Source organism: Microbacterium sp. PA5 (genome assembly GCF_049860775.1).
GTDB lineage: Bacteria > Actinomycetota > Actinomycetes > Actinomycetales > Microbacteriaceae > Microbacterium.
The window spans coordinates 1119423-1146115 of sequence record NZ_CP187567.1 but is presented as its reverse complement, the minus strand read 5'-3'; the positions used below and the strand labels follow the sequence as shown (position 1 = coordinate 1146115).

Below are 26693 nucleotides of genomic sequence, written 5' to 3'. Positions count from 1 at the left end.
TCCGGTCTCATGTCGCGTCGGGGTGGGGCGGCGGGGCCGCCTGGCGCGCGAGAGTCAGCAGCGCGCCGCGTTCCATCGTAGTCAACTCCCGTGCGCGGCCCGCTGGGAGCGTGCCCAGGTGCAGCGGCCCGAACTGACGGCGGACGAGCTCGCGCACCGGGTGGCCGACCGCGGCCATCATGCGCCGGACGATGCGATTGCGTCCCGAGTGGAGCGTGAGCTCCACCAGGCTCGTGTCCCCGCTGGCATCCAGCAGTCGCGCCTTGTCGGCGGCGATCGGCCCGTCCTCCAGGTCGATCCCCCGCGTCAGCCGAGCGATGGTCTGCGCCGTGACACGGCCCTCGACCTTCGCGATGTAGACCTTCGTCACCCCGAACGAGGGGTGCGCGAGGACGTGTGCGAGGTCGCCGTCGTTGGTGAGGACGAGCAGTCCGCTCGTCTCGGCGTCGAGCCGGCCGACGTTGTAGAGCCGTTCCGGCCAGTCCGCGGTGAAGCGGCGCAGATCCGGGCGCCCCTGCTCGTCCTTCATCGACGACACGACGCCGGTGGGCTTGTTCAGCACGACGTAGCGCTTGGTGGCGTCCAGCTGGATGGCGGTGCCGTCGACGTCGATGAGGTCGGACGACGGATCGATGCGTGTGCCGAGCTCGGTGACGACGACACCGTTGACGCGCACGCGCCCTTCCACGATGTACTGCTCGCTGACCCGGCGCGACGCGACGCCGGCGTTGGCGAGCACCTTCTGCAGGCGGACGCCGTCCTCGCGCCCCTCGGACGTCGGATCGATGTCGCTCATCGGAGCACCTCGCTCTCGAAGCCCTCGGCGCCGTCGTCGAGCAGTGGCGAGATGTGCGGCAGCTCGTCGAGGGAGTTGATGCCGAGGTTCACCAGCAGCGCATCGGTGGTGCCGTAGTTGATCGCTCCGGTCTCGGGATCGGTGTACAGCTCGGTGATGAGGCCGCGGGCGACGAGGGTGCGGACGACCGAGTCGACGTTGACCGCGCGGATCGAGGCCACCTGGCTGCGGGTGACGGGCTGCTTGTACGCGATCACCGCGAGGGTCTCAAGGGCCGCCTGCGACAGGCGCGACGGAGCCTGCGCGTTGACGAACTCGCTCACCAGATCGTCGTGCTCCTCGCGGACGTAGAGACGCCAGCCGCCGCCGACCTCGCGCAGCTCGAATCCCCGGCGGGGCCCGCCGCTCTCGCCGTCGTAGTCGGCGACGAGCGCCTCGACGGCCTGACGGACGACCGGGACGGGCGAGCCGACGGCCGCGGCGAGTGCCACGAGGCTGTGCGGCTCGTCGACGACCAAGAGGATCGCCTCCAGGCGCCGGGCGACGTCGGCGGGGTCCTGCGACCGCGCCGGCACGTCCACCTCGCTCTGCGCGTCCGCCTCGCCCCCCGAGCTCGTCGAGGCGTCGGTCACGTCATCGGTCATAGTCTGCTCCCAGGGTGGCGAGGTTCTCTTCGGACCACCGTTCGGCGGTCCAGCGCAGGGTGAGCTCGCCCAGTGGCTCGAGCTGCTCGAAGGTGAGCGCCGCGTGCCGGTAGAGCTCCAGCACCGCCAGGAACCGGGCGACGACCACTCCGGTCTGGTCCACCCCGGCGATCAGCTCGCGGAAGTTCAGCTGTCCGGCGCTGCGCAGCAGCGTCACGACGACGGCGGCCTGCTCGCGGATCGAGATGAGCGGCGCGTGCAGATGGTCCAGGCCGACGTGCGGGATCTCCTTCGGCGCGAAGGCGAGCATCGCGAGCGCTGCGAAGTCCTCCTTCGACAGCGTCCACACGAGCTCCGGGACGGCACGCCGGTACCTCTCGTCGAGCCGCACCGCCCGCACGTGGCGACGATCCTCGCGCTGCATGCACCGCGCGAACCACGCGGAGACCTCCTTGAACGCGCGGTACTGCAGCAGCCGGGCAAACAGCAGGTCACGGGCTTCGAGCAGGGCCACGGACTCGGCGTCGACGAGCTCGCCCTGCGGCAGCAGGCCGGCGACCTTCATGTCGAGGAGGGTCGCGGCGACGACGAGGAACTCGGAGGCCTGCTCGAGCTCCTCCTCGGCCTCGAGGCCCTTGAGGTAGGAAATGAACTCGTCGGTGACCTTGCTCAGCGAGACCTCGGTGATGTCGAGCTCGTGCTGGGAGATCAGCGAGAGCAGGAGGTCGAACGGCCCGTCGAAGTTCGACAGCGAGAGGTGGAACCCTTCGACAGGCTCAGGGACCGCCGCGTCGGCGGGCTCAGCGGACGAGACGGGTTCGGCGACCTCGTCAGGCGACGGCGCCACGGGCGACCAGCTCCCGCGCCAGTCGCAGGTAGGCCTGGGCGGCCGGGTGCTCGGGCGCGAACTTGGTGATCGGCACGCCGGAGACCGACGCGTCGGGGAACTTCACGGTGCGACCGATGACCGTCTCGAGCACGTCGTCGCCGAAGGCCTCCACGACCCGCTCGAGCACCTCGCGCGAGTGCAGCGTGCGCGGGTCGTACATCGTCGCCAGCACGCCGTCGAGGGTGATCGACGGGTTCAGCCGGTCGCGCACCTTGTCGATCGTCTCGATCAGCAGGGCCACGCCGCGCAGTGCGAAGAACTCGCACTCCAGCGGGATCAGCACCCCGTGGCTGGCGGTGAGCGCGTTGACGGTCAGCAGGCCCAGCGACGGCTGGCAGTCGATGAGGATGACGTCGTACTCGCCGGCGACCTTCCGGAGCACCCGCGCGAGGATCGTCTCGCGGGCGACCTCGTTGACAAGGTGCACCTCGGCCGCGGACAGATCGATATTGGCGGGGATGACGTCGAGGCCGTCGACCGACGTCGACACGATGACCTCGTGGGGGTCGCGCTTGGTGTCCAGCAGCAGATCGTAGATCGTCGGCACGTCGTGGGTCTGCAGGCCGAGCCCGGCCGACAGCGCTCCCTGCGGGTCGAAGTCCACGGCCAGCACCCGGCGACCGTACTGCGCGAGCGAGGCGGCCAGGTTGATGGTGGTCGTCGTCTTGCCGACGCCGCCCTTCTGGTTGCACAGAGCGATGATCCGCGCCGGGCCGTGCCCGTCGAGATGGGGCGGGGTGGGGAACCCGTGATAGGGGCGGCCGGTCGGACCCATCGGGGTCTCGTCCGTGGACGTCTTCTTCGTCCCCCGCGCCTTGTCCGCCACCGACACTCCTGCTCTCTGATGCGTGCGTTCGATTCTCGCACAGCCGCGGCGGCGTCAGTCGATGCCTCGCAGGGTGTCGGCGTCGACCAGTCCGGACCGCAGGCGCCCGCCGGCGATGAGGGACGGGATCGCGAGGGTGCGGATCTCCTCCTCCACGACCGCGCGCGTCTCGGCCAGGGTCCGCGCGGTCTCGGACGACCCGGCGAGCGCGGCGATCTCCGCCACCTGCCCGGGCCCGTAGCCCGCCTCGCCGAGCCAGGCGTGCAGCTGCGCGCGCGCCTCGGTGGCCGAGGCGGTGTTGAGCCAGATCTGCCAGTCGAGACCGTCCGCGTTCTGCTGTGTGAAGAGCGTCTCGAGGATCGCCCAGTCCGCGCCGGACGCCGGCCCGCCGGCGGCGTCGTCGTAGGCGCGGATCGCCGTCAGATACGACGCCACGAGCGGGGAGTTCGCGAAGCGCGGCCCATCGTCGGTGACGATCGGGTACACGAGGTAGGTGACGTTGTGGGTGCGATCGAAGCCCCCTTCGCGCATGTTGCGGAACAGCTGCGCGCAGAAGCGGCAGCCGGGGTCGATGATCTCGAGCGCCGTCGGCAGGCCGCTCGTGTAGCCGCCCAGGTAGGTGGCGTCCGCGGCGGCGTAGTCCGCGGCGTCCCAGTCCCGCAGCCGGCTGGGGACGGCCGCGAACGTCTCGCCGAGCGAGGCGAACTCGTTGCCGAAGGCGCCGACCACGTCGCCTTGACCGATCGACTCCCAGAAGCCGATGGGCCCCGCATCGATCGAGCACATCTCCGCCGCCAGCGAGCAGGACTGCGCGTCCTGCTTGTCGCAGGTGCCGTAGACGAACAGGTTGAGGCCGCTGCGGCCGAGGATGAACAGGCTCACCACGAGCGAGAGGACCATCAGCCACGCCGTCACCTCGATCGCGATGCTCGCCGGCGTGACGAGCCGCGGTGCGCGCACGGCCAGGGGCGCCAGCAGCGAGCTCTTCACGTCGTCGCGGAACGTCGTGTCGCACGCCCGGAAGGTGACCTTCCGCCATGCGCAGCCCCACGCTCTGCCCAGCAGCCTGCGGTATCTCGCCGACACCGCCGACAGCACGAGCACCACGACGAACGCGACGACGCACAGCATCTCAGAGTCCCCGCATCATCCGCGACGTGACGTCGAGGGCGCGGTCCACGTCTTCCGCCGTGCTGTGGGCGCCCAGGCTGACGCGCACGAGCGGCTCCATCCCGAGGCGGTCGGCCAGCCAGTGATGCGCGCAGAAGTGCCCGCTGCGGACCATGATCCCCGCCTGCGACAGGAAGACGGCCAGGCGGTGGGCGCCGACCCGCGCGGGGACGAAGGAGATCACGGGAGCGGCGGCGGTGTTGAACAGGGTCAGGTGCGGCATCCGGGCGAGCCCGTCGAACAGCCGCTGCGCCAGGCGGGCCTCGGACTCCTCGATCGCCGCGAGCCGCGGTGCCAGCCATTCCAGCGCGGCCCCGAACGCGATGACCTCGCCCCACGCCTGCAGCCCCGGCTCGAGTCGCGTGTGGGGCTCGCTCAGCAGGGTGAAGTCGTCCCGCGTGACCGCGGAGACCTGGCCGCCCCCGAGGAAGGAGGCGTCGAGCGACATCAGCAGGTCGGTCGTGGCCGCCACCACCCCCAGGGACGGTCCGTACATCTTGTGCGCCGAGAGGCAGACCGCGTCGGCGGTGACGCCCCGTAGCCGGCTGAGCGCGTGGGGCGCCGCCTGAGCGGCGTCGACGATGACGATGCCTCCCCGCCGCTGGACCTCCGCCACGAGGTCGGCCAGGTCCGCGGTGACGGTGCCCGTGACGTTGTCCATGGCCGACAGGACGACCACCGCGTCCGTGAGATCGTGCCCGGTGAGATCCACGGCGCCGTCGGCCCCGCGGTCGACGACCGTCCGCGGGATCCCGAGCCGCCGTGCCGCGGTCATGGTGGACACGAAGACCGCATTGTGCTCGGTGTGGGTCGTGACGATGCGGCCGTAGCGGCCGGCCGGCAGCTGCTGGAGCAGGAGGTTCAGGCCGTAGGTGGTGTTGAGGGTGAACGCGCACGCATACCGGCGGGCCGGCAGCCCGAGCACGGAGAGCACCCGATCGCGGGTCGCCGAGACGCCGGCCTCCACCCGTCGCCCCCACGCGTACCTCACCCGGTCACCGCATGCCCCGTACTCGGTGTAGTAGGTGGTCAGGGCATCGATCACCGGACGCGGCCGGAGGGTCTGGCAGGCGCTGTCGAGGTAGACGTCGTCGGCCGAGAGGTAGTCGAATCCGTCCCGCGCGCTCGACGCCGCCGGGCGAGGGCGGCGTCCGAAGAGCGAACGGGGGGATGCGGTCGCGGCCATGGGCTCATTGTCCGCTCGCATCGCGGCGCCGTCGGGGCCGGTCCGCCGGGAAAAACGCGGCTACAGGCTGCCGATCACGTCGAGCCGCAGCTGAGCCGCCACGGCGATGACGAGGTAGTCGAGGAGGACGATCAGCGGCAGCCAGGACAGGATGACCGCGCCCGCCCGCGCGGGGGCTCTCCCCCACACGCCGTCGCGGAGCGTCCAGCCGAGCACCGACCAGAAGAGCGGGATCGTCACGAGCCACACCACCATGCACCACGGGCACAGCGACCCGTACTCGAACACGCTGCGCGCGGCGAGCACATGGACGAAGACGAACGCCGCGCCCACGAACGCCGCGAACGTGCGCCAGTACCAGGCCGACAGCCCGCCCGGGGCGGCGAGCGCGCTGACCCCGGCGTAGACGGGACCGACGAACAGCACGATCCCGATGATCGAGTTGCTGAACCCGAGCAGATTGCCGCCGGGCGTGAGCAGATTCGGCCCGCAGGTGACGATGGGGCTGATGTCGCAGGAGATGATCGCGTCGGCTCCCGTGAGCTGCCCGACGTACTCCTTGTAGAGGAGGAACGACACCACCCAGCCGAGCACCGCGGCGACGATCCAGAACACGGCGAGCCCCCGCCCGGGCCGGAAGCGAGCGGCCGGCGTCGCGGCGTGGTCGGTGGTCATGGTCCCAGTGTCCGCCACGGCGGCGCGGCCGGAAGCCGGAAAGGCCGTGAGAAACCCCGTCCCCTCGCGGCTGGACGACCCGCGGGATCAGCGCGCGCGAGGGTGCGAGGTGACGTATACGTCGCGGAGCGCGTCGACGGTGACGTGCGTGTAGATCTGCGTGGTCGCGACCGACGCGTGGCCGAGCAGCTCCTGGACCACCCGCACGTCCGCGCCGCCCTGGAGAAGGTGCGTGGCGAACGAGTGCCGCAGCGTATGCGGCGACACGTGTGCGCGCAGCGCGGCGCGCTCTGCCGCCTGCTGGATGATCAGCCACGCGCTCTGCCGCGACAGCGGCGCTCCGCGCACTCCCAGGAAGAGTCGCGGCGTCGCCTTTCCGCGCCGTGCGAGCTCGGGACGCACCCGCGCCAGGTAGGCGTCGACCGCGGCGCGCGCGTACGAGCCGACCGGCACGATGCGCTCCTTCGCGCCCTTCCCGCGCACGCGCAGCACGTCGCCGTGCGCCAGATCGTCCACGTCGAGCTGGACGATCTCCGACACGCGGGCTCCGGTCGCGTACAGCAGCTCGAGGAGCGCCCGGTCGCGCAGCCGGATCAGGCCGCCCTCGCCGGTCTCGCCCGCCGCATCCCCGGGGGGCGGGCCGGCGCCGTCGAGCAGGGTCTCGACCTGGTCGATGGTGAGCGCTTTCGGGAGTCGCTGCGGTGTCTTCGGCGGGCGCAGCCGGCTGGTCGGATCGTCGCCCGTCAGCCCCTCCTGCGCGAGGAAGCGATGCAGCCCCCGCACCGACGACTGCAGCCGGGCGAGCGAGGTGGCGGCGGGCGGGGGCTCGGCCGAGGCGCGCTCGGCGACGAACGCCGCCACCAGCTCGGCGGTGACGGCGCCGACATCCTCGACGCCCCGGTCCTGCAGCCATCCCGCGTAGCCGGAGAGGTCGCGGCGATAGGCGGCGACGGTGTGCTCGGAGAGGCCGCGCTCGATCGCGACGTGACGCAGGTACGTCTCGACCGCGCGTGCGAGCCTCATCTCATCCCTGCGATGACCGTCGCGCCCGCTCGGCGGCGGCGAGCACGCCGGCGGCGAGGATGCCGTTGCGCATGCGTCCGGCCAGCACCGCGTCGACCGCCTCGGACAGCGGCATCCACTCCAGCCGGATGTCCGCCTCTTCCTGCTCGCGTGCGTGCGGATGCGGGGCGGGCGAGAGCCCGCGGGCGAGGAAGATGTGCACCGTCTCGTCGTTGCCGCCGGGCGTGGTGAAGATGCTGAGGAGCGGCTCGACCGACTCGGCGACGAGGTCGACCTCTTCCGCGAGCTCCCGCCGCGCGGTGTCGATCGGCGGCTCGCCCGCGACATCGAGCAGCCCCGCCGGGATCTCCCAGTCGCGATGCCGGATGGGGTGGCGGTATTGCTGGATGAGGGCGACCCGCTCGTCGTCGTCGAGCGCGACGACCGCCACGGCGCCGGGGTGGGCGACGTACTGCCGCACGATCTCCCCGTCGCCGTAGCGCACGGTGTCGCTGCGCACGTCCCACACGCGACCCTCGTAGACGAGGTCGCTGTCGATCACCTCCGCGTCGACGGGCTCGTCGCGCAGCTCAGTCATTGTCGACGTCGAACAGCTCGCTCGCGCTGTGACGCTCCAGCGCCGCCGCGATGAGGCCGCGGAACAGCGGGTTGGCCTCGGTGGGCCGCGAGCGCAGCTCGGGGTGGGCCTGTGTGGCGATGTAGTACGGGTGCACGTCGCGCGGGAGCTCGACGTACTCGACGAGGTTGCGGTCGGGCGAGAGCCCCGAGAACGAGAAGCCGGCCGCGGCGATCTGGTCGCGGTACTTGTTGTTGACCTCGTAGCGGTGACGGTGACGCTCCGACGCCCGCGTCGATCCGTAGACCTCGGCGGCGAGCGACCCCTCGGCGAGCTCCGCCTCGTAGAGCCCCAGGCGCATCGTGCCGCCCAGGTCGCCGCCGGCGAGGATGTCCACCTGCTCGGCCATCGTCGCGATGACCGGGTGCTCGGTGTCCGGATCGAACTCGCTGGACGACGCCCCCTCCAAACCGACGACGTTTCGCGCGTACTCGATCACCATGCACTGCAGGCCCAGGCAGATCCCGAGCGTCGGGATCCCCTGCTCGCGCGCGAACTTCAGCGCGCCGAGCTTGCCCTCGATGCCGCGGATGCCGAACCCGCCGGGGACGACGATGCCGTCCAGCGGCGCGAGCGCCTTCTCGGCGCCCTCGGGCGTCTCGCAGAGGTCGGACGGGATCCAGGTGACCTTCACCTTGGTCTCCTGCGCGAAGCCGCCGGCCTTCAGGGCCTCGGTGACCGACAGGTACGCGTCGGGCAGGTCGATGTACTTGCCGACGAGGCCGATCGTGACCTCGTGCTTGGGGTTGTGGACCGCCTGGAGCACCTTCCCCCAGCGCGTCCAGTCGACCTCCGCCGCCTTGCCCAGGCCGAGCTTGTCGACGATGTAGGCGTCGAGGCCCTGCTCGTTGAGCATGGAGGGGATGTCGTAGATGCTCGGCACGTCGACCGCGTTCACGACCGCGTCCTCATCCACGTCGCACATGAGCGCGATCTTGCGCTTGTTGGACTCGGTGACCGGCCGGTCGCTGCGCAGGACCAGCGCGTCGGGCTGGATGCCGATGGAGCGCAGCGCCGCGACGGAGTGCTGCGTCGGCTTGGTCTTCTGCTCACCCGAGGCGCCCATGAACGGCACCAGCGAGACGTGGACGAAGAAGACGTTCTTGCGCCCGAGCTCGTGCCGGATCTGCCGGGCCGATTCGATGAACGGCTGCGACTCGATGTCGCCGACCGTGCCGCCGATCTCGGTGATGATCACATCGGGCCGCGGCGACTCGTCGGCCTGCAGGCGCATGCGGCGCTTGATCTCGTCCGTGATGTGCGGGATCACCTGCACCGTGTCGCCGAGGTACTCGCCGCGGCGCTCGCGCGCGATCACCTGCGAGTAGATCTGGCCCGTCGTGACGTTGGCGGCCTGGCTCAGCTCGATGTCGAGGAAGCGCTCGTAGTGGCCGATGTCGAGGTCGGTCTCGGCGCCGTCGTCGGTGACGAAGACCTCACCGTGCTGGAACGGGTTCATCGTCCCCGGGTCGACGTTGAGGTAGGGGTCGAGCTTCTGCATCACCACGCGCAGGCCGCGCGCAGTGAGCAGGTTGCCCAGACTGGCGGCCGTCAAGCCCTTGCCCAACGAGGAAACGACACCGCCCGTCACGAAGATGTGCCTGGTGGTGTCGTTCGAAATGATGCCCGCGTCTGAAGTGTCCGTCACGGGCTTTCATCCTATCAGCCCGTGGCCGCCGAGGCTCAGCAGCTCACGTGCGTGTTCGAGGGCGGTCTCCGAATCGGCCAGTCCCGACAGCAGGCGCGCCATCTCCGCTTCGCGCTCCGCGCCGTCCAGCCGGCGGACGCTGGAGGCGGTGACCGACCCGTCTCCGGACTTCACGACGCTGAGGTGATTGCCCGCGAACGCGGCCACCTGCGCCAGATGGGTGACCGCGATGACCTGGCTCGACTGCGCCAGCTGCGCCAGGCGGCGCCCCACCTCGATCGCCGCGGCGCCGCCGATGCCCGCGTCCACCTCGTCGAACACGAAGGTGGGCACCGGATCGGTGCGGGAGATCACCACCTCGATGGCGAGCATCACCCGGCTGAGCTCACCGCCCGAGGCCCCGCGGGCCACCGGACGCGGCTCGGCGCCGGGATGCGGGGCGAGCAGGATGGTCACCTCGTCCCGACCGGCCGCGCTGTGCGCACCGGCCGCGACCGCCACGGTCAGGCGGGCATCGGGAAGAGCCAGGTGACGGAGCTCCTCGGTGACCGCCGCGGCCAGCCTCTCCGCGGCTTCCGTCCGCGCACGGGTGAGGACCTCGGCGGCGGCGTCGAGCTGCGCAGCTGCGGCCTCCTGCTCCGAGGCGAGTCGCTCGATGCGATCCCCGTCGTCTTCCAGTTCGAGCAGTCGGGCCGATCCGCGGTCCTGCAGGGTCAGCGCCGCCTCGAGCGACCCGTGCCGGCGGACGAGCACCTGAAGAGCGGCCCGTCGCTCCTCGACGGCGGCGAGCTCGTGCGGTCCGGTCTCGTCGAGGTCGGCGAGATACGCGCTCAGCTCCCCCGCCAGGTCGGCGGCGCGGTAGCCGAGCTCGCCGACCTGCTCGGCGATCGCCCCGAGCCGCTCGTCGCTGTGCGCGGAGCGCTCCAGGCTCCGCCGTGCTTCCGCGAGGAGCGCGATGACATCGGGGCGGTCGTCCTCGCCCGACAGTGCGTCGTGGGCCGTCGCGGCGGCCAGGCGCAGCTCCTCGGCGTTGGCCAGCCGCTCCGCGCGCTGGGCGAGCTCGGCGTCCTCGCCCGGCTGCGGGTCGAGCTGCTCGATCTCGGCGAGAGCGTCGCGCAGCTCGTCGGCCTCGCGTGCCCGCTCGTCGCGGTGGGCGGTCAGCTCCGCCAGCTCGTCCGACAGCGAGCGCGCCCGCTCCCATGCGTCGCGGTAGGCCGCGAGCGCGTCGGCGACGGGAGCGCCGGCGAACCGGTCGAGGGCGTCGCGCTGGGCGGCGCCCGAACGCAGGCGCAGCTGATCGGACTGGCCGTGCACGACCACGAGCTGATCGGCGAGGTCGGCGAGGACCCCGGCGGGCGCCGTGCGGCCTCCCACCGTCGCTCGCCCCCGGCCCTCGCTGGAGATCGTGCGCCCGAGGTAGAGCTCGGCGTCGCCGGAGCCCACGGGCTCCACGTCGCCGCCCGCCTCGCGCACGCGATCGGCGACCGGCCCGTCGGCCGGGACGATCCAGACGCCTTCGACCGACGCCTGCGCGGCGCCGGAGCGCACGGCCCCGGAATCGGCGCGCTGCCCGAGGAGCAGTCCCAGTCCGGTCACGACCATCGTCTTGCCGGCGCCGGTCTCGCCGGTGATCGCCGTGAAGCCCGGTCCGATCGGAAGAGTGGCCTGCGCGATCACGCCGAGATCGCGCAGCGTCATCTGCTCGATCACTCGGCCTCCATCACCGTGCCGGCCGGGCCGCGCCACCCCGCCACGGGGAGGCGGAACTTCCGCACCAGCCGATCGGTGAACGACGCGGGGTGCAGCCGCGCGAGGCGGACGGGCCGGCTCGAGCGTCGCACGACCACGCGCGCTCCGGGCGGCAGGTCGTGCGAGCGGCGGCCGTCGCACCACAGGATGCCGGTGCCGTAGGTGCGCGCCAGCACCTCGATGGCCACGGAAGCCTCCGGGCCCACGACCAGCGGCCGGGCGAAGAGCGCGTGCGCCGACAGCGGCACGACGGCGATCGCCTCGACGGAGGGCCAGATGACCGGACCGCCGGCAGAGAAGTTGTACGCCGTCGACCCCGTGGGGGTGGCGACGACCATGCCGTCGCAGCCGAAGGTCGACAGCGGGCGGCCGTCGATCTCGATGACGACCTCCATCATGCGTTCGCGCGACGCCTTCTCGACGGTGGCCTCGTTGAGCGCCCACGTCTCGTAGATGACGGAGCCGTCGACGTCCTTCACGCGCACCGAGAGCGCCATGCGCTCCTCGACGTCGTAGTCGCGCGCGATCACCCGGCGCATCGCGTCGTCGATGTCGTCGGCCTCGATCTCCGCCAGGAAGCCGACATGGCCCATGTTGATGCCGAGCACGGGGGCGGTGCTCTCGCGGACGATCTCCGCCGCGCGCAGGATCGTCCCGTCGCCGCCGAGAACGATGGCGAGCTCGATCTGATCGATCTGCACGTCGCGGCCGAGCACGCCGAACCCGCCGGTGGCCGACAGGGCATCGATCAGCGCGTCGTCGTCGCCGGGCAGCACCGGGTGCGCCCCCGCGGCGGTCAGCGCCGTGACGACGCGCGCGGCCGCGGCGACGGTGTCGGCACGGTGTGCGTGCGCGACCACCAGGATCTCGCGTGTGGTCATCAGATTCCCGCCAGTCGGTTCACGGTGCTCAACCATTCTGTCGGATTGCCGGCGTCGGGGTCCGAGCCGCGCACGCGCAGGTGGGCGAGGAACTCCGCATTCCCGTGCGTTCCGATGATCGGCGAGGCGATGACGCCCTCGGTGCCGAGGCCGGCGTCCCATGCCTGCCACAGCACCCCGGCGACCGCGTCGGCACGCTTGCCCGGGTCGGTCACGACGCCCTCGCGCACGCCGGTGCGACCCACCTCGAACTGAGGCTTCACGAGGACCACGATGTCGGCGGAGGGATCGACCACCTCAGCGACGGCCGGGAGGACGTGACCGAGCGAGATGAACGAGAGGTCGGCGGTGACGACCTCGGGACGCGCCGACACGCCGCTGGCCTCCGCCAGGGCGTCGGCCGTCATGTGCCGCACGTTGAACCCCTCGACGCCGATCACACCGGGATCATCGGCGATCTGACGCGACAGCTGCCCGTGGCCCACGTCGACGGCGAGCACGGGCTGTGCGCCGCGCTCGCGCAGCACCTGCGTGAATCCGCCGGTGGACGCGCCCATGTCGAGGGCGATCCGGCCATCCACCACCACGCCGAACGCATCGAGGGCGGCGATGAGCTTGTGAGCGGCGCGACTGACGTAGTGGTCTGTCGGCGCGACCTCGATGCGCGCCTCGTCGTCGACCTTCGTCGCCGCCTTCACGACGCCGACACCGTCGACGGTCACCAGCCCCGCGTCGATCAGCTGGGCGGCGTGGGTCCGCGACCGGGCGAGACCGCGCTGGGCGAGAGCCGCGTCGAGGCGGCTCGTCATGCGTGGCTGTCGCGGGGACCGGACTCGAGCCGCCGTGCGAGTTCGTCGTGCAGGGCGGCGTACGCGGCGGCGCGCTCGGCGAGCGGCTGCTCCTCGATCACCTCGAGGGTCGAGAGGAGATCCTCGCGGCGCTCGTCGCGGTCAGCGGCATCCATCGACATGCCTCCACCCTACGCGGGTGACGGTCAGGGCCGGTGGAACGGATCGGCGTAGAGGCGTTCGGGAACGCGGAACCCGTAGATCGCACGCCCCGTCGCCCAGATGGCCGCGGCGCCGGCACGCACCAGGTCGATGGGCCGGTCCCCCTCGGCGATGATCCGCACGTCCGGTCCGTCGATACGCACCGAGGCGGATCCGACGGTGGTGACGTCGCCCTTCACGATCGTCTCGGGGTACGGCTCGTGGAGCTCGCGCAGGTCGGACAGGATGAAATCGGGACGCGAATGGGTCGGCGCGGCCAGCACGTGCTTGGGCCTGTCGATGCCGGTCAGCACGAGAGCCGATGCCATGCCCGCCGCCTGCGCGCCGGCGATGTCGGTGTCGAGGCGGTCGCCGATGAACAGCGGCCGCTGCGCGCCGAAGCGGGCGACGGCCTCGTCGAAGATCGGGCGCTCGGGCTTGCCCGCGACCGTCGCGAGCCGTCCGACGGCGGTGTGCACCGCCGACACGAGCGTGCCGTTGCCCGGCGCGATGCCCCGCGCCTGTGGGATGGTCCAGTCCGTGTTGGTCGCGATCCACGGGATCCCGCCCTCGTCCTCCGGGAGCGCCAGCGCATAGGCCGCTTCCGCCAGTTGCGCCCATCCCACCTCGGGCGCGAACCCTTGGACGACCGCGGCGGGAGAGTCTTCCGCGCTGCGCGTGACGCGGTACCCGGCCTTCTCGAGCTCGTGCACGAGCCCGTCTCCCCCGACCACGAGCACGACGGCGCCCGCGGGCACCCGGTCGCGCAGCAGTCGCATCGCGGCCTGCGGGCTGGTGACCACATCGCGCGCCTTCGTGTGCAGACCGAGCTCGCGCAGGTGCGCGGCGACGGTCTCGTCACGTCGGGATGCGTTGTTGGTGATGTATCCGAGCGGTCGGTCCTGCGCCGCGCGATTCAGGCTGTCGATCGCGTGGGGAAGTGCGCCGGGACCGGCGTAGACGACGCCGTCGAGATCGGCGAGCAGCAGGTCGACGCCGTCGAGCGGCGTCGGACGCGAGCGGGAGAACAGCGCCATCAGTCGCGGTCGACCTCCGGCTGGGCAGCGGGCTGCTCCTCAGCGGCGGCCGGCTGCTCGTCGTCGGTCTCGTCGGCCTCGGGACCGGGATCGTCGACATCCGCCGGCACCGGTCCCTCGTCCGCACGGGCCGCCTCGTCCTGGAGGTCCTCGTCGATGTCGAGTTCTTCGATCTCGTCGATCTCGATCTCCTCGAGGTCGGCATCGACGGCGCGGAGCGCCTCGGCCGCGATGTCGGCGCGGCGCTGCCAGCGCTCCGCCTCGTCGAGCCGCCCCAGCTCCTCGAGCACGGTCGCGCGCGCGGCGAACAGTGCCGGGCTCCACGAGAACGCCCGGTCCGGGTCGAGTTCCGGAATGTCGAGCTCCTGCAGCGCCCGCTCGGTCTGACCGAGGTCGAGTCGTGCCCCCGACATGGCGATCGCCAGTTCGACGCGGACGTCGACGGGGAGCGAGGCGCGGTCGACCGTGCGACCCACCTCGAGGGCACGGTCGGCGCGTCCCACGCCGCGCTCGCTGTCCACCATCAGTGCGATCTGGTCGTCGCGACCGGAGATCCGACGGTAGGTGCGCAGCTCACGCAGTGCGAGGGCGAAGTCCCCCGTCGCATATGCCGTGATCGCGACGGTTTCGCGCACCACCGCGATGCGGCCTGCGCGGCGCGATGCTGCCAGCGCATGCTCGTGGGCGAGCGTGGGATCGTCGTCGATGAGGCGCGCGGCCATCGCGAGGTGGCGCGCGACCTCTTCGGCGTTCTCCTTGCTCAGTGTCTTCAGCTCGTTGCGCGCCTGACCGTTGAGGTCCCGCCCGGTGACGTCGTCGGGGATCTCGGGCCCTCGCTCGCGCCGGCGGTCGTCGTCCTGCGGCGGGCGGGACGGGCGGCGATCGTCGCGCTTGGCGTAAGGACGGTCACCATCGCGACGCTCATAGGGACGCTTGTCACCATCGCGCTTCGCGTACGGCTTGTCACCGTCGCGCCGCTCGAAGGGACGCTTGTCACCATCGCGACGCTCGTAGGGGCGCTTGTCACCATCGCGCCGCTCATAGGGACGCTTGTCACCATCGCGCTTCGCGTAAGGCTTGTCACCGTCGCGCTTCGCGTACGGACGCTTCTCACCATCGCGCTTCGCGTGCGGCTTGTCGCCGTCGCGCTTCGCGTACGGACGCTTCTCACCATCGCGCTTCGCGTACGGCTTGTCGTCGCGCTCCGCATACGGCTTGTCACCGTCGCGCTTAGCGTACGGACGCTTGTCACCATCGCGCTCCGCATACGGCTTGTCACCGTCGCGCTTAGCGTACGGACGCTTGTCACCATCGCGCTTCGCATATGGCTTGTCGCCGTCGCGGCTCGGCCGGGGCCGACGGGAACCCGAGGCAGGGGCGTACCGAGGCTTGTCGCCTCGGTGGGGTCGCTCTTCTTCTGCCATCGCAGCATTCCTTTCCTGCGCGTTAACGAGAAATGGCCACCCAAATCTGGGTGGCCATTTCACGAAAGAAGTCCGGCGGTGTCCTACTCTCCCACAGGGTCCCCCCTGCAGTACCATCGGCGCTGTGAGGCTTAGCTTCCGGGTTCGGAATGTAACCGGGCGTTTCCCTCACGCTATGGCCGCCGAAACACTATTGATGTTTCAGTCTGCACAACAATGTCATTGTCATGCGGTTCTCGACCGTACATCGAGAACCACTCAGTGGACGCAAGCACCAAAAACGGTGTGTTATCAAGTCATCGGCTTATTAGTACCGGTCAGCTTCACGCGTTACCGCGCTTCCACATCCGGCCTATCAACCCAGTAGTCTGGCTGGGAGCCTCTCGCCCGAAGGCATGGAAATCTCATCTTGAGGCCGGCTTCCCGCTTAGATGCTTTCAGCGGTTATCCATCCCGAACGTAGCTAACCAGCGGTGCTCTTGGCAGAACAACTGGCACACCAGAGGTTCGTCCAACCCGGTCCTCTCGTACTAGGGTCAGATCCTCTCAAATTTCCTACGCGCGCAGCGGATAGGGACCGAACTGTCTCACGACGTTCTAAACCCAGCTCGCGTACCGCTTTAATGGGCGAACAGCCCAACCCTTGGGACCTACTCCAGCCCCAGGATGCGACGAGCCGACATCGAGGTGCCAAACCATGCCGTCGATATGGACTCTTGGGCAAGATCAGCCTGTTATCCCCGAGGTACCTTTTATCCGTTGAGCGACAGCGCTTCCACAAGCCACTGCCGGATCACTAGTCCCGACTTTCGTCCCTGCTCGACCTGTCAGTCTCACAGTCAAGCTCCCTTGTGCACTTACACTCGCCACCTGATTGCCAACCAGGTTGAGGGAACCTTTGGGCGCCTCCGTTACTTTTTGGGAGGCAACCGCCCCAGTTAAACTACCCACCAGGCACTGTCCCTGAACCGGATTACGGTTCGAAGTTAGATATCCAGAGTGACCAGAGTGGTATTTCAACAATGACTCCACAAGAACTGGCGTCCCTGCTTCAAAGTCTCCCACCTATCCTACACAAGCCACACCGAACACCAATACCAAGCTGTAGTAAAGGTCACGGGGTCTTTCCGTCCTGCTGCGCGTAACGAGCATCTTTACTCGTAATGCAATTTCGCCGAGTTCGCGGTTGAGACAGTTGGGAAGTCGTTACGCCATTCGTGCAGGTCGGAACTTACCCGACAAGGAATTTCGCTACCTTAGGATGGTTATAGTTACCACCGCCGTTTACTGGGGCTTAAATTCTCAGCTTCGCCTTGCGGCTAACCGGTCCTCTTAACCTTCCAGCACCGGGCAGGCGTCAGTCCGTATACATCGTCTTGCGACTTGGCACGGACCTGTGTTTTTAATAAACAGTCGCTACCCACTAGTCTCTGCGGCCTCCAAACGCTTTCGGAGCAAGTCCTAATACGTCGAAGGCCCCCCTTCTCCCGAAGTTACGGGGGCATTTTGCCGAGTTCCTTAACCACGATTCTCTCGATCTCCTTGGTATTCTCTACCTGACCACCTGAGTCGGTTTGGGGTACGGGCGGCTAGAACCTCGCGTCGATGCTTTTCTCGGCAGCATAGGATCACCCACTTTTTATCCGCATCGTGTCTCAGCCTATGTGAGAGACGGATTTGCCTATCTCTCGGCCTACGCACTTGCACCAGGACAACCATCGCCTGGCTTGGGCTACCTTCCTGCGTCACACCTGTTAATACGCTAACCGCACCAGCATGGGGTCGTGCGCTAGCTCCAACGTTCTCACCCCGAAGGGATCGATACAGAGGAATTCGGGCACTTAGCACCACTGGATTAGCTTGGGCGGTTCTTCGCCGGTACGGGAATATCAACCCGTTGTCCATCGACTACGCCTGTCGGCCTCGCCTTAGGTCCCGACTTACCCAGGGAAGATTAGCTTGACCCTGGAACCCTTGGTCTTTCGGAGGACGTGTTTCTCACACGTCTTTCGCTACTCATGCCTGCATTCTCACTCGTGTAGCCTCCACGGCTGGTTCACACCGCCGCTTCGCTGGCCACACGACGCTCTCCTACCCATCAACACGGCTGGACCACGAAGGCCTACCAATAATGTCAATGCCACAACTTCGGTGGCGTGCTTGAGCCCCGTTACATTGTCGGCGCGGAATCACTTGACCAGTGAGCTATTACGCACTCTTTCAAGGGTGGCTGCTTCTAAGCCAACCTCCTGGTTGTCAAGGCAACTCCACATCCTTTCCCACTTAGCACGCGCTTTGGGACCTTAGTTGGTGGTCTGGGTTGTTTCCCTCTCGACTATGAAGCTTATCCCCCACAGTCTCACTGCTGCGCTCTCACTTACCGGCATTCGGAGTTTGGCTGACGTCAGTAACCTTGTAGGGCCCATCGGCCATCCAGTAGCTCTACCTCCGGCAAGAAACACGCAACGCTGCACCTAAATGCATTTCGGAGAGAACCAGCTATCACGAAGTTTGATTGGCCTTTCACCCCTATCCACAGCTCATCCCCTCAGTTTTCAACCTAAGTGGGTTCGGCCCTCCACGACGTCTTACCGTCGCTTCAGCCTGGCCATGGATAGATCACTTCGCTTCGGGTCTAGGACACGCGACTGAATCGCCCTATTCAGACTCGCTTTCGCTACGGCTACCCCTCTCGGGTTAACCTCGCCACGTATCGCTAACTCGCAGGCTCATTCTTCAAAAGGCACGCTGTCACAGCTGCTAGGGCTGCTCCAACGGTTTGTAAGCAAACGGTTTCAGGTACTATTTCACTCCCCTCCCGGGGTACTTTTCACCTTTCCCTCACGGTACTTGTCCGCTATCGGTCATCTGGGAGTATTTAGGCTTATCAGGTGGTCCTGACAGATTCACACGGGATTTCTCGGGCCCCGTGCTACTTGGGATACTCTTCGCGTCAAGGGAGGCATTTCGACTACGGGGTTGGCACCCTCTATGACCTGGCTTTCAATCCAGTTCGTCTATACCTTCTTGTAACGCCGGCTGCTCGGCAGAACAGCCTGAAAAGTCCCACAACCCCGAATACGCAACTCCTGCCGGATATCACACGTACTCGGTTTAGCCTGTTCCGGTTTCGCTCGCCACTACTAACGGAATCGCGGTTGCTTTCTCTTCCTGTGGGTACTGAGATGTTTCACTTCCCCACGTTCCCTCTACCCGCCCTATATATTCAGGCGGGAGTCACTGGGTCGGCACGCCGCCCAGCGGGGTTTCCCCATTCGGAAATCCTCGGATCAAAGTGTGCTTATCCACTCCCCGAGGCTTATCGCAGATTGCTACGTCCTTCTTCGGCTCCAGATGCCAAGGCATCCACCGTTTGCTCTTAAAGACTTGAAATCACATGAGTTTTATCAAGAATCGGTTCGGACCGAAGTCCGACTCGAAATTGACTAATGATCTTTAAGATCATCTATATGAACTGACTTGCGTCAGTTCAAAGATGCTCGCGTCCACTGTGTAGTTCTCAAAGTACGGGCGGTACCTTCCCCGCTTGCCGATTCGGCAGCCAGAAAAGGTCCTGAGGTTGGCTGGCTCCGAAGAGCACATCCGGTCCCTCAGGACCCAACAGCGTGCATGTGCCGGCTGGCTTGCCCCGAACCTTTCCAGCTGCAAGCAGCGTACTGAGTTCGAAGGTCACCCTCCGGCACCTTGTCAAATGTTCCACCCATGAGCTAACCGGCAGGACGCATTCGGTCCTGATCCGGCGCCTGGACACCACTGTGTTCGAAAACCCAGGGTGCCAGATGCTCCTTAGAAAGGAGGTGATCCAGCCGCACCTTCCGGTACGGCTACCTTGTTACGACTTAGTCCTAATTACCGATCCCACCTTCGACGGCTCCCTCCACAAGGGTTGGGCCACCGGCTTCAGGTGTTACCGACTTTCATGACTTGACGGGCGGTGTGTACAAGACCCGGGAACGTATTCACCGCAGCGTTGCTGATCTGCGATTACTAGCGACTCCGACTTCATGAGGTCGAGTTGCAGACCTCAATCCGAACTGGGACCGGCTTTTTGGGATTCGCTCCACCTCGCGGTATTGCAGCCCTTTGTACCGGCCATTGTAGCATGCGTGAAGCCCAAGACATAAGGGGCATGATGATTTGACGTCATCCCCACCTTCCTCCGAGTTGACCCCGGCAGTATCCCATGAGTTCCCACCATTACGTGCTGGCAACATAGAACGAGGGTTGCGCTCGTTGCGGGACTTAACCCAACATCTCACGACACGAGCTGACGACAACCATGCACCACCTGTTTACGAGTGTCCAAAGAGTTCTACATTTCTGCAGCGTTCTCGTATATGTCAAGCCTTGGTAAGGTTCTTCGCGTTGCATCGAATTAATCCGCATGCTCCGCCGCTTGTGCGGGTCCCCGTCAATTCCTTTGAGTTTTAGCCTTGCGGCCGTACTCCCCAGGCGGGGAACTTAATGCGTTAGCTGCGTCACGGAGACCGTGGAATGGTCCCCACAACTAGTTCCCAACGTTTACGGGGTGGACTACCAGGGTATCTAAGCCTGTTTGCTCCCCACCCTTTCGCTCCTCAGCGTCAGTTACGGCCCAGAGATCTGCCTTCGCCATCGGTGTTCCTCCTGATATCTGCGCATTCCACCGCTACACCAGGAATTCCAATCTCCCCTACCGCACTCTAGTCTGCCCGTACCCACTGCAGGCCCGAGGTTGAGCCTCGGGTTTTCACAGCAGACGCGACAAACCGCCTACGAGCTCTTTACGCCCAATAATTCCGGATAACGCTTGCGCCCTACGTATTACCGCGGCTGCTGGCACGTAGTTAGCCGGCGCTTTTTCTGCAGGTACCGTCACTTTCGCTTCTTCCCTGCTAAAAGAGGTTTACAACCCGAAGGCCGTCGTCCCTCACGCGGCGTTGCTGCATCAGGCTTGCGCCCATTGTGCAATATTCCCCACTGCTGCCTCCCGTAGGAGTCTGGGCCGTGTCTCAGTCCCAGTGTGGCCGGTCACCCTCTCAGGCCGGCTACCCGTCGACGCCTTGGTGAGCCGTTACCTCACCAACTAGCTGATAGGCCGCGAGCTCATCCCTGACCGAAGTTCTTTCCAGCTGCTGAAGATGCCTTCGCAGCTCGTATCCGGTATTAGACGCCGTTTCCAGCGCTTATCCCAGAGTCAGGGGCAGATTGCTCACGTGTTACTCACCCGTTCGCCACTGATCCAGCAGAGCAAGCTCCGCCTTCACCGTTCGACTTGCATGTGTTAAGCACGCCGCCAGCGTTCATCCTGAGCCAGGATCAAACTCTCCGTAAAGAAATGTTGCTGCGATCAGCCGGAATGGACTGAAGCAGCGAGTTTGATCTGACCAAAGGGATGTCATTGCTGACTATCCGTTGCCGGCACCGAAGTGCCGGACTTTGATCCAAAGGAATCTCATTCAGCCGAAGCTGAATCGAGGTTTTTTGGCATTTGACAAGTGCACGCTGTTGAGTTCTCAAGGATCGGATGCTCCTGCTGTTCGGCCTCTCAGCCTCCCCCGCAGGGCAACTTCTCTATCTTATCCATCCCGTTCCGTCTGTCAAATCGACGCGCCGGGATATTCAGATCCACGGGAGCAGTCGATGACCGCGGTCCACGGGGTGGAAACTCCATCCTAGACCCGAAGGTCATGCTTCCTCTACGAGGTGTTTGGGTTGGAGGTGGTTCTCCGCTTGAGGGGGCGAGGCCTTCCGGCCTTCTCGCTCTTCCCTGTGGGGCGAACAAGTAATAAGTTACGTGGGTTCCGCCACTTGGGCAAATCGGGCTCGCATCCCGGGCGTGTCGCGCCCGCGATCCGCGGAATTCCGCGGATCTGGACGCGAGGGCACGTGCACGTCCGCTCAGTGGGGCGTAGCGTCGGGCCATGGTCGATCGTGTCGACGTCCCGCTCAGCGCCCGCCTCTCCGTCGGGGCGCTCGCGGAACGCGCCGTCGCAGACGCTTCGCGGGCCGCGGCCTCGCTGGCCGGAAGCACCCCCGGACCGCTGGACGGCGATCGCATCGCCGTCGCGTTCACCAGTGAGCGGTGGCTGCGCGTCGGCGGAGAGCGCCCGACCGCCTTCGGCGAGCTGTCGGCCTTCTTCCCGACGAGCGACGGCTGGGTCCGCACGCACGGCACCTACCCGCATCACGCCGCCGCGCTGCGCCGCGGACTCTCCGTGCCGCCGGACGCGGGCCGGGATGCCGTTGCCGCGGCGCTCCGCGGGCGCACCAGCGCCGACGCGGCCGCAGCGGTCACGGCGGAGGGCGGGCTGTGCGTACCGGTCGCGGCCGAGAGCCCGGCGGACGGGGCCGCGCCCGGCTCCGACGCCGTCGCCATCTCGCGTCTCGCCGACGCGCGCCCGCGGCCGCTTCCCGGGGGTCCGGTCGACGCGCCCCTGCGGGGAGTCCGCGTGCTGGACCTCACGCGGGTGATCGCCGGGCCGGTCGCCACCCGCACCCTCGCTCTCCTGGGCGCCGATGTCCTCCGGATCGACCCGCCCCGCACGCCCGAGATCTCCTGGCAGCATCTGGACACCGGCCACGGCAAGCGCTCGGCACGGGTGGATCTCGCAGCGCCCGCGGGACGCGCCGTGTTCGGGCTCCTCCTCGAGACCGCCGATGTGGTCGTCCTCGGGTACCGGCCGGCCGCGCTCGAGCGGCTCGGCCTGTCGCCCGAGGCGCTGGCCGCGCGGCGACCCGGCGTGATCGTCGCGCGTCTCACCGCCTGGGGCTCCCCCGACCGGCGCGGTTTCGACAGCCTCGTGCAGGCCGAGACCGGGATCGCGTGGGTGGAGTCGCCGGACGGACGGACCCCGGGCGTGCTCCCGGCCCAGGCCCTCGACCACAGCGCCGGCTATCTGCTCGCGGCAGCGATCCTGACCCTTCTCGCCCGGCGAGCCGCGGAGGGCGGGTCCTGGCTCGCCCAGACGAGCCTGCGCCGCGTGGCACAGGAGCTGCTGGCGATGCCGCGGCGCGCGGAACCCGGGACCGCCGCGCCTCCGGACGACGCGGGTCACCTGCAGACGTTCGACCTGGACGGCCTGGCCCTGACGACGTCCGCGCCGGCGATCGCCTACGCCGGCGGTCCGACCGCCTTCGCGGCGCCGCGCCCGTGGGGGCGCGATGCGCCGACCTGGATCGAGGCCGCCGATGCTCCCTGAGCCCGGCGGCCGGCCCCAGGATCTGGCCGCGGCGGCGTGCGAACTGTTCGGGCGCGAGCTCGTCGTCGACTGGTGCGAGCAGCTGCTGTCGGGCCGGGCGGGCGACGCGGATCGCCGCTGGCCGGACATCGCGTGGCTCGGCGGCACGATCGGCTGGCCGGATCACTGGCGCCGCGTCTGGGGAGCCCGCGGACTGCTGCATATCGGACCGCCGCGCCACCCCCGCCTCGTCGTCGACGCTCTGAGCGACCCCCACTGGCGCGTGCGGGAGATGTCGCTCAAGGTGATCCGCGCACACGACCTGCCCGACTCCCGCGGGCTCGTCGACGCCCTGACCGAGGATCCCGTCGAGCGGGTGCGCCGTCAGGCCTGGCGCACCCTCGGCGTCCCCGGCCCGCCGGAGTAGCGCCGCGCGACGACGACACCGCACAGCACCACGGTGACCGCGCCCCAGACGGCGCACGCCGGCGGAAGCACGCGGTAGGCCAGGTGCGCGGCCGTGAACGTGCCCTCGATGGGGCCGAGCACGACCAGCCCGCCGATCCAGGCGACCAGGAGGACGAGCGGGAGGGAGAGCCACCAGCTCACGCGCACCCACGTCGGGAGGACGCGGACGACGGGTCCGGTGCCGGCGCGCGCGAGCCACCACGCACCGAAGGCGGCGAGCACGACCAGGCCGAGGACGCCCGAGCCGTACTGGAGCCACTTGTAGCCGAGCAGAGGGCCCCACGGTTCCTCGAGGGAGGGGAACACCTCGAGCCCCCATCGCCCCTCGTGCGTGAAGGCGTCCCACACGATGTGCGAGATCACCCCGAGAAGCAGGGAGAGCGCGACGAGCACGGCGAACACCCCCGTGCGACGCCACAGCTCCCGCTGTGCACCCGGCCGCGGCGCGCGGACGGACTCCCAGGCGCGCCGTCCGGTGGCGTCCCACGCGGGCGGGAGCCGGCGCGCGAGCCACGTGGGCGAGATCTCCCGCACCGCCGGTCGCAGCACCGCGTACCAGATCACGAGGAGCAGGAGGGCGAGCAGCGTCGAGGCGAGCAGGTCGGTGTGGGTCACCTGGTAGCTGATTGGCAGGAAGCGCACGAACAGCGGGAGGTCGGGCGCCATCGCGCCGATCGCGATCGCCGCGGGCAGCAGCGGCGTGCGGACGAACGGGATCGCGACGATCGCGTGCGACGGGGTGAACGGCATGCGTCAGCCGACGAAGAGGCCCGCGAGCGTCTTCTTGCCGCGGCGGAGCACCGAGACGCCACCGGGGAGCGACCCCGTGACGACGACGGACTCGTCGGCGACCTTCTCGCCGTCGAGCGACACGCCGCCCTGGGCGATCGCGCGCCGGGCCTCGCCGAGGCTCGACACCAGCCCGGTGTCGACGAGCGCCTGCACGACCGGGGAGCCGTGCGCCACCTCGGCGTGCGGAAGCTCTCGCAGCGCACTGCGCAGCGTCTCGGCGTCGAGCGCGGACAGATCCCCCTGACCGAAGAGGGCCTCGGATGCCGCGATGGCCGCAGCCGTCGCCTCCGCCCCGTGGACGATGGTGGTCACTTCCCGCGCGACGCGCTTCTGGCCGACGCGGCGGAACGGCGCGGCCTCGTGCTCGGCCGCCACCTCTTCGATCTCGGCGCGCGTCAGGAACGTGAACACCTTGAGGCGGTCGATCACGTCGGCGTCGTCGGTGTTGAGCCAGAACTGGTACATCGCGTAGGGGCTGGTGAGCTCCGGATCGAGCCAGATCGCGTTGCCCTCGCTCTTGCCGAACTTGCGTCCGTCGCTGTTCGTGATCAGCGGCGTGCCGATGGCATGCACCGCGACGCCCTCGGCCTTGCGGATGAGGTCGACCCCGCTCGTCAGGTTGCCCCATTGGTCGCTTCCACCGGTCTGGAGGACGCACCCGTGCTGCAGGTACAACTCGCGGTAGTCGAGGCCCTGGAGGATCTGGTAGCTGAACTCGGCGTAGCTGATGCCGTCTTCCGAGTTCAAGCGTGCGCTGACGGCGTCCTTCTTCAGCATGGTCCCGACGCGGTAGTGCTTTCCGATGTCGCGGAGGAAGGTGATCGCGCTCATCGGCTGGGTCCAGTCGAGGTTGTTGACCAGACGCGCCGCATTCACGCCGTCGAAACTGAGGAAGCGCGCGACCTGCGACTGCAGGTAGCCCACCCATTCCGCGACCACCGTCGCGTCGTTCAGCGTGCGCTCGGCCGTGGGCTTCGGGTCGCCGATGAGACCCGTGGAACCCCCCACCAGCCCGAGCGGGCGATGGCCCGCCAGCTGCAGGCGACGCATCAGCAGGAGCTGGACGAGGTTTCCCAGGTGGAGGCTCGGGGCCGTGGGATCGAATCCGCAGTAGTACGTGATCGGGTCCCCGCCGAGCAACGCACGCAGCGCTTCCTGATCGGTGGACACGTGCACCAGGCCACGCCAGACGATCTCGTCCCAGACGTTCTCGAACGCGGGGTCGTTGGCGGGCGCCGGGGCGCTCACGACGGTTTCAGACACGCGTTCCAGGCTATCAGCGCGACCGAGGCGACCCCGCGCACGGGGCGGCGGCCGAGCGTCAGGCCCCGGTCCCCCACCACAGGAGGAACGCCGCCCCGAGGGCGGTCACCCAGCTCACGAGGCTGCCGATGAGGAAGTACTCCGCGCGCGTCCCCGCCTCGGTGTCGCGCGAGATCTCCGGGAAGCGCACGATCCCCTTCGCGGCGAGCACCGCCGCCAGCAGGGTGAAGGCCCCGGTGAGCGTCAGCGCGAACACGAGGATGCGCTCGAGCGGACCGATGAGCCGGCCTCCCTTCAGCGCCGCCGGCGCGTCGTCGGGCACACTGCCGTCCCGCAGCGCGGCGCGCACCACGACGTTGCCGGACTCGGTCAGGAAGGCCACGGCGCCGACGGTGAAGACGGCGACGTCGAGGCTGACCAGGCCGAGCGGCGATGCGACCGGCCAGAGCTCGCCGAGCGGTCCCTGCTGGGGGCGCACGCCCACGATCGAGACCGCGATCGCCGACACCGCGGCGATCAGCACGACGGGCCACAGACCCGCCCGCCCGCCGCGACGGTCCGGCGTGCCCCAGACCCACAGGGTCGCCGTGCCGAGCGCGACGAAGGTCCAGACCACGGCGTCGGCGCCAGCGGAGAGGATCAGCAGCAGGACCGCGCCGAGCGCGAAGGCGGCGGGCCGTCCACGCCGGGGCATGTACTGGCGGAGCAGGTCGACGGCCCCGACCGCCAGCAGGACGATCCCGGTGCCGATCACCGGTCGTCCCCTTCGAGCGCGGACAGTCCCGCCAGCAGCGCCGCGGACCCGGCGGCCGCCAGCATCTGGGAGACCGCGGGCTGGCTGATGCCCTCCTCCTCGGCGAGCTCCCGCTGCGTGCGGCCGGCCCACCGCCCGTATGTCAGGCGGCGCGCCCGCGAGCTCATCGCCCCGACGAGTTCGTCGCGCGCAAGCAGATAGGCGTTGGCCATCCGGATCTGCGACATCATGTCGGCATCTTCCTCCGGGGCTCCGACCACGCGTATGCGTGCCTTCGGCATGCCGCGATCCTGCAGGCGGTGCACCGCCTCGATCGCGTCGCGCGCCGCCCACCACCCCGGCCCGTCGGAGATCAGCTCCGTGCGCGAGTCCACGGCCCGCACACCGCCCACCCCCACCCCGAATCGGAGCTCGATCCCCTCCGGAAGCGCGAGCTGCAGCAGCAGCAGCGATCGGAGCGCGGCGGAGAGCTCGGTGTGCACCGCCTGGAACTCGTCGCCCACGGTCGCCACGAGCGGCTGCTCGGCCGCCGGCGCGTCGCGCTCCACGCGGGTCACCGCATCCTCGATGGCGCGCTGGGCAGCGCTGCGGTCGGGCAGGCTGCGCGAGCCGACGATGTCGGCGATGGTGACGATACGGCGCTCCATGGAATAAGCGTAGCACTTATCTCATAGAGATATAA

General features: G+C 68.3%; 22 protein-coding genes and 3 rRNA genes. 2 read left to right on the top strand and 23 right to left on the bottom strand.

Annotation, left to right across the window (positions count from 1 at the left end):
* Window positions 1–7: 7 nt before the first annotated feature.
* From ACPWUT_RS05255 to ACPWUT_RS05165, 19 genes are all read right to left on the bottom strand, one after another.
* Entirely contained in the window at window positions 8–796 is a 789-nt protein-coding gene (locus tag ACPWUT_RS05255) for a pseudouridine synthase (RefSeq protein WP_284529396.1), read from the bottom strand.
* Window positions 793–1440 carry an SMC-Scp complex subunit ScpB gene (gene scpB, locus ACPWUT_RS05250; protein ID WP_425841364.1) on the bottom strand — a complete coding sequence of 216 codons (648 nt, stop codon included), beginning with the start codon at window positions 1438–1440 and terminating at the stop codon, window positions 793–795. Before scpB ends, ACPWUT_RS05255 begins: the two co-directional genes overlap by 4 nt.
* Entirely contained in the window at window positions 1430–2287 is an 858-nt protein-coding gene (locus tag ACPWUT_RS05245) for a segregation and condensation protein A (protein ID WP_425841361.1), read from the bottom strand. Before ACPWUT_RS05245 ends, scpB begins: the two co-directional genes overlap by 11 nt.
* The gene (locus ACPWUT_RS05240; RefSeq protein ID WP_425842191.1) at window positions 2271–3104 is read right to left on the bottom strand and encodes a ParA family protein; all 834 of its coding nucleotides are present in this window, start codon (window positions 3102–3104) and stop codon (window positions 2271–2273) included. The genes ACPWUT_RS05245 and ACPWUT_RS05240 overlap by 17 nt, the downstream gene beginning before the upstream one ends.
* A gap of 105 nt (window positions 3105–3209) precedes the next feature.
* Window positions 3210–4286, bottom strand: a complete 1077-nt coding sequence (locus ACPWUT_RS05235; RefSeq protein WP_425841359.1) for a hypothetical protein — start codon at window positions 4284–4286, stop codon at window positions 3210–3212.
* A gap of 1 nt (window position 4287) precedes the next feature.
* On the bottom strand, window positions 4288–5511 hold the full coding sequence (locus tag ACPWUT_RS05230; RefSeq protein ID WP_425841356.1) for an aminotransferase class V-fold PLP-dependent enzyme: 1224 nt from the start codon (window positions 5509–5511) through the stop codon (window positions 4288–4290).
* Window positions 5512–5571: 60 nt separating this feature from the next.
* Window positions 5572–6186 carry a vitamin K epoxide reductase family protein gene (locus ACPWUT_RS05225; RefSeq protein ID WP_425841353.1) on the bottom strand — a complete coding sequence of 205 codons (615 nt, stop codon included), beginning with the start codon at window positions 6184–6186 and terminating at the stop codon, window positions 5572–5574.
* Window positions 6187–6273: 87 nt separating this feature from the next.
* Complete coding sequence (gene xerD, locus ACPWUT_RS05220) at window positions 6274–7209, bottom strand: site-specific tyrosine recombinase XerD (RefSeq protein ID WP_425841346.1); 936 nt, start codon at window positions 7207–7209, stop codon at window positions 6274–6276.
* Between the two features lies 1 nt (window position 7210).
* Window positions 7211–7786: an NUDIX domain-containing protein gene (locus ACPWUT_RS05215; protein WP_425841343.1), complete on the bottom strand. Its 576-nt coding sequence runs from the start codon at window positions 7784–7786 to the stop codon at window positions 7211–7213.
* Complete coding sequence (locus ACPWUT_RS05210) at window positions 7779–9473, bottom strand: CTP synthase (RefSeq protein WP_284529387.1); 1695 nt, start codon at window positions 9471–9473, stop codon at window positions 7779–7781. The genes ACPWUT_RS05215 and ACPWUT_RS05210 overlap by 8 nt, the downstream gene beginning before the upstream one ends.
* A gap of 6 nt (window positions 9474–9479) precedes the next feature.
* A complete protein-coding gene (gene recN / locus ACPWUT_RS05205) occupies window positions 9480–11183 on the bottom strand; it encodes a DNA repair protein RecN (RefSeq protein ID WP_425841340.1) in 1704 nt (567 codons plus the stop codon).
* Window positions 11180–12103, bottom strand: coding sequence for an NAD kinase (locus tag ACPWUT_RS05200; protein ID WP_284529385.1), 924 nt, complete (start codon window positions 12101–12103; stop codon window positions 11180–11182). Before ACPWUT_RS05200 ends, recN begins: the two co-directional genes overlap by 4 nt.
* Window positions 12103–12912, bottom strand: a complete 810-nt coding sequence (locus tag ACPWUT_RS05195) for a TlyA family RNA methyltransferase (RefSeq protein WP_425841337.1) — start codon at window positions 12910–12912, stop codon at window positions 12103–12105. The genes ACPWUT_RS05200 and ACPWUT_RS05195 overlap by 1 nt, the downstream gene beginning before the upstream one ends.
* Window positions 12909–13073, bottom strand: coding sequence for a hypothetical protein (locus tag ACPWUT_RS05190; protein WP_284529607.1), 165 nt, complete (start codon window positions 13071–13073; stop codon window positions 12909–12911). Before ACPWUT_RS05190 ends, ACPWUT_RS05195 begins: the two co-directional genes overlap by 4 nt.
* Before the next feature lie 24 nt (window positions 13074–13097).
* On the bottom strand, window positions 13098–14129 hold the full coding sequence (locus ACPWUT_RS05185) for an HAD-IIA family hydrolase (protein ID WP_425841334.1): 1032 nt from the start codon (window positions 14127–14129) through the stop codon (window positions 13098–13100).
* A complete protein-coding gene (locus tag ACPWUT_RS05180; protein WP_425841331.1) occupies window positions 14129–15553 on the bottom strand; it encodes a primosomal protein in 1425 nt (474 codons plus the stop codon). Before ACPWUT_RS05180 ends, ACPWUT_RS05185 begins: the two co-directional genes overlap by 1 nt.
* 70 nt (window positions 15554–15623) lie before the next feature.
* Window positions 15624–15740 (bottom strand): 5S ribosomal RNA (gene rrf, locus ACPWUT_RS05175).
* Window positions 15741–15840: 100 nt separating this feature from the next.
* A 23S ribosomal RNA gene (locus tag ACPWUT_RS05170) occupies window positions 15841–18946 on the bottom strand.
* Window positions 18947–19364: 418 nt separating this feature from the next.
* Window positions 19365–20888: ribosomal RNA gene (locus ACPWUT_RS05165) — 16S ribosomal RNA — on the bottom strand.
* Together the 16S, 23S and 5S rRNA genes form the textbook arrangement of a ribosomal RNA operon.
* 589 nt (window positions 20889–21477) lie before the next feature.
* On the opposite strand from ACPWUT_RS05165, the gene ACPWUT_RS05160 reads away from it, so the two are divergent.
* A complete protein-coding gene (locus ACPWUT_RS05160; protein WP_284529381.1) occupies window positions 21478–22755 on the top strand; it encodes a CoA transferase in 1278 nt (425 codons plus the stop codon).
* The gene (locus ACPWUT_RS05155) at window positions 22745–23161 is read left to right on the top strand and encodes a HEAT repeat domain-containing protein (RefSeq protein WP_284529380.1); all 417 of its coding nucleotides are present in this window, start codon (window positions 22745–22747) and stop codon (window positions 23159–23161) included. The genes ACPWUT_RS05160 and ACPWUT_RS05155 overlap by 11 nt, the downstream gene beginning before the upstream one ends.
* Here ACPWUT_RS05155 and ACPWUT_RS05150 read toward each other — a convergent pair.
* The 4 genes from ACPWUT_RS05150 to ACPWUT_RS05135 are packed head-to-tail and all read right to left on the bottom strand — an operon-like array spanning window position 23119 to window position 26658.
* Complete coding sequence (locus tag ACPWUT_RS05150) at window positions 23119–23952, bottom strand: DUF4184 family protein (RefSeq protein ID WP_284529379.1); 834 nt, start codon at window positions 23950–23952, stop codon at window positions 23119–23121. The two genes, ACPWUT_RS05155 and ACPWUT_RS05150, sit on opposite strands and share 43 nt — an antisense overlap.
* 3 nt (window positions 23953–23955) lie before the next feature.
* The gene (tyrS, locus tag ACPWUT_RS05145) at window positions 23956–25257 is read right to left on the bottom strand and encodes a tyrosine--tRNA ligase (RefSeq protein WP_284529378.1); all 1302 of its coding nucleotides are present in this window, start codon (window positions 25255–25257) and stop codon (window positions 23956–23958) included.
* 58 nt (window positions 25258–25315) lie between these two features.
* Window positions 25316–26011, bottom strand: a complete 696-nt coding sequence (locus tag ACPWUT_RS05140; RefSeq protein ID WP_425841326.1) for a hypothetical protein — start codon at window positions 26009–26011, stop codon at window positions 25316–25318.
* Window positions 26008–26658 carry a SatD family protein gene (locus tag ACPWUT_RS05135; protein ID WP_425841323.1) on the bottom strand — a complete coding sequence of 217 codons (651 nt, stop codon included), beginning with the start codon at window positions 26656–26658 and terminating at the stop codon, window positions 26008–26010. The genes ACPWUT_RS05140 and ACPWUT_RS05135 overlap by 4 nt, the downstream gene beginning before the upstream one ends.
* Window positions 26659–26693 lie beyond the last annotated feature (35 nt).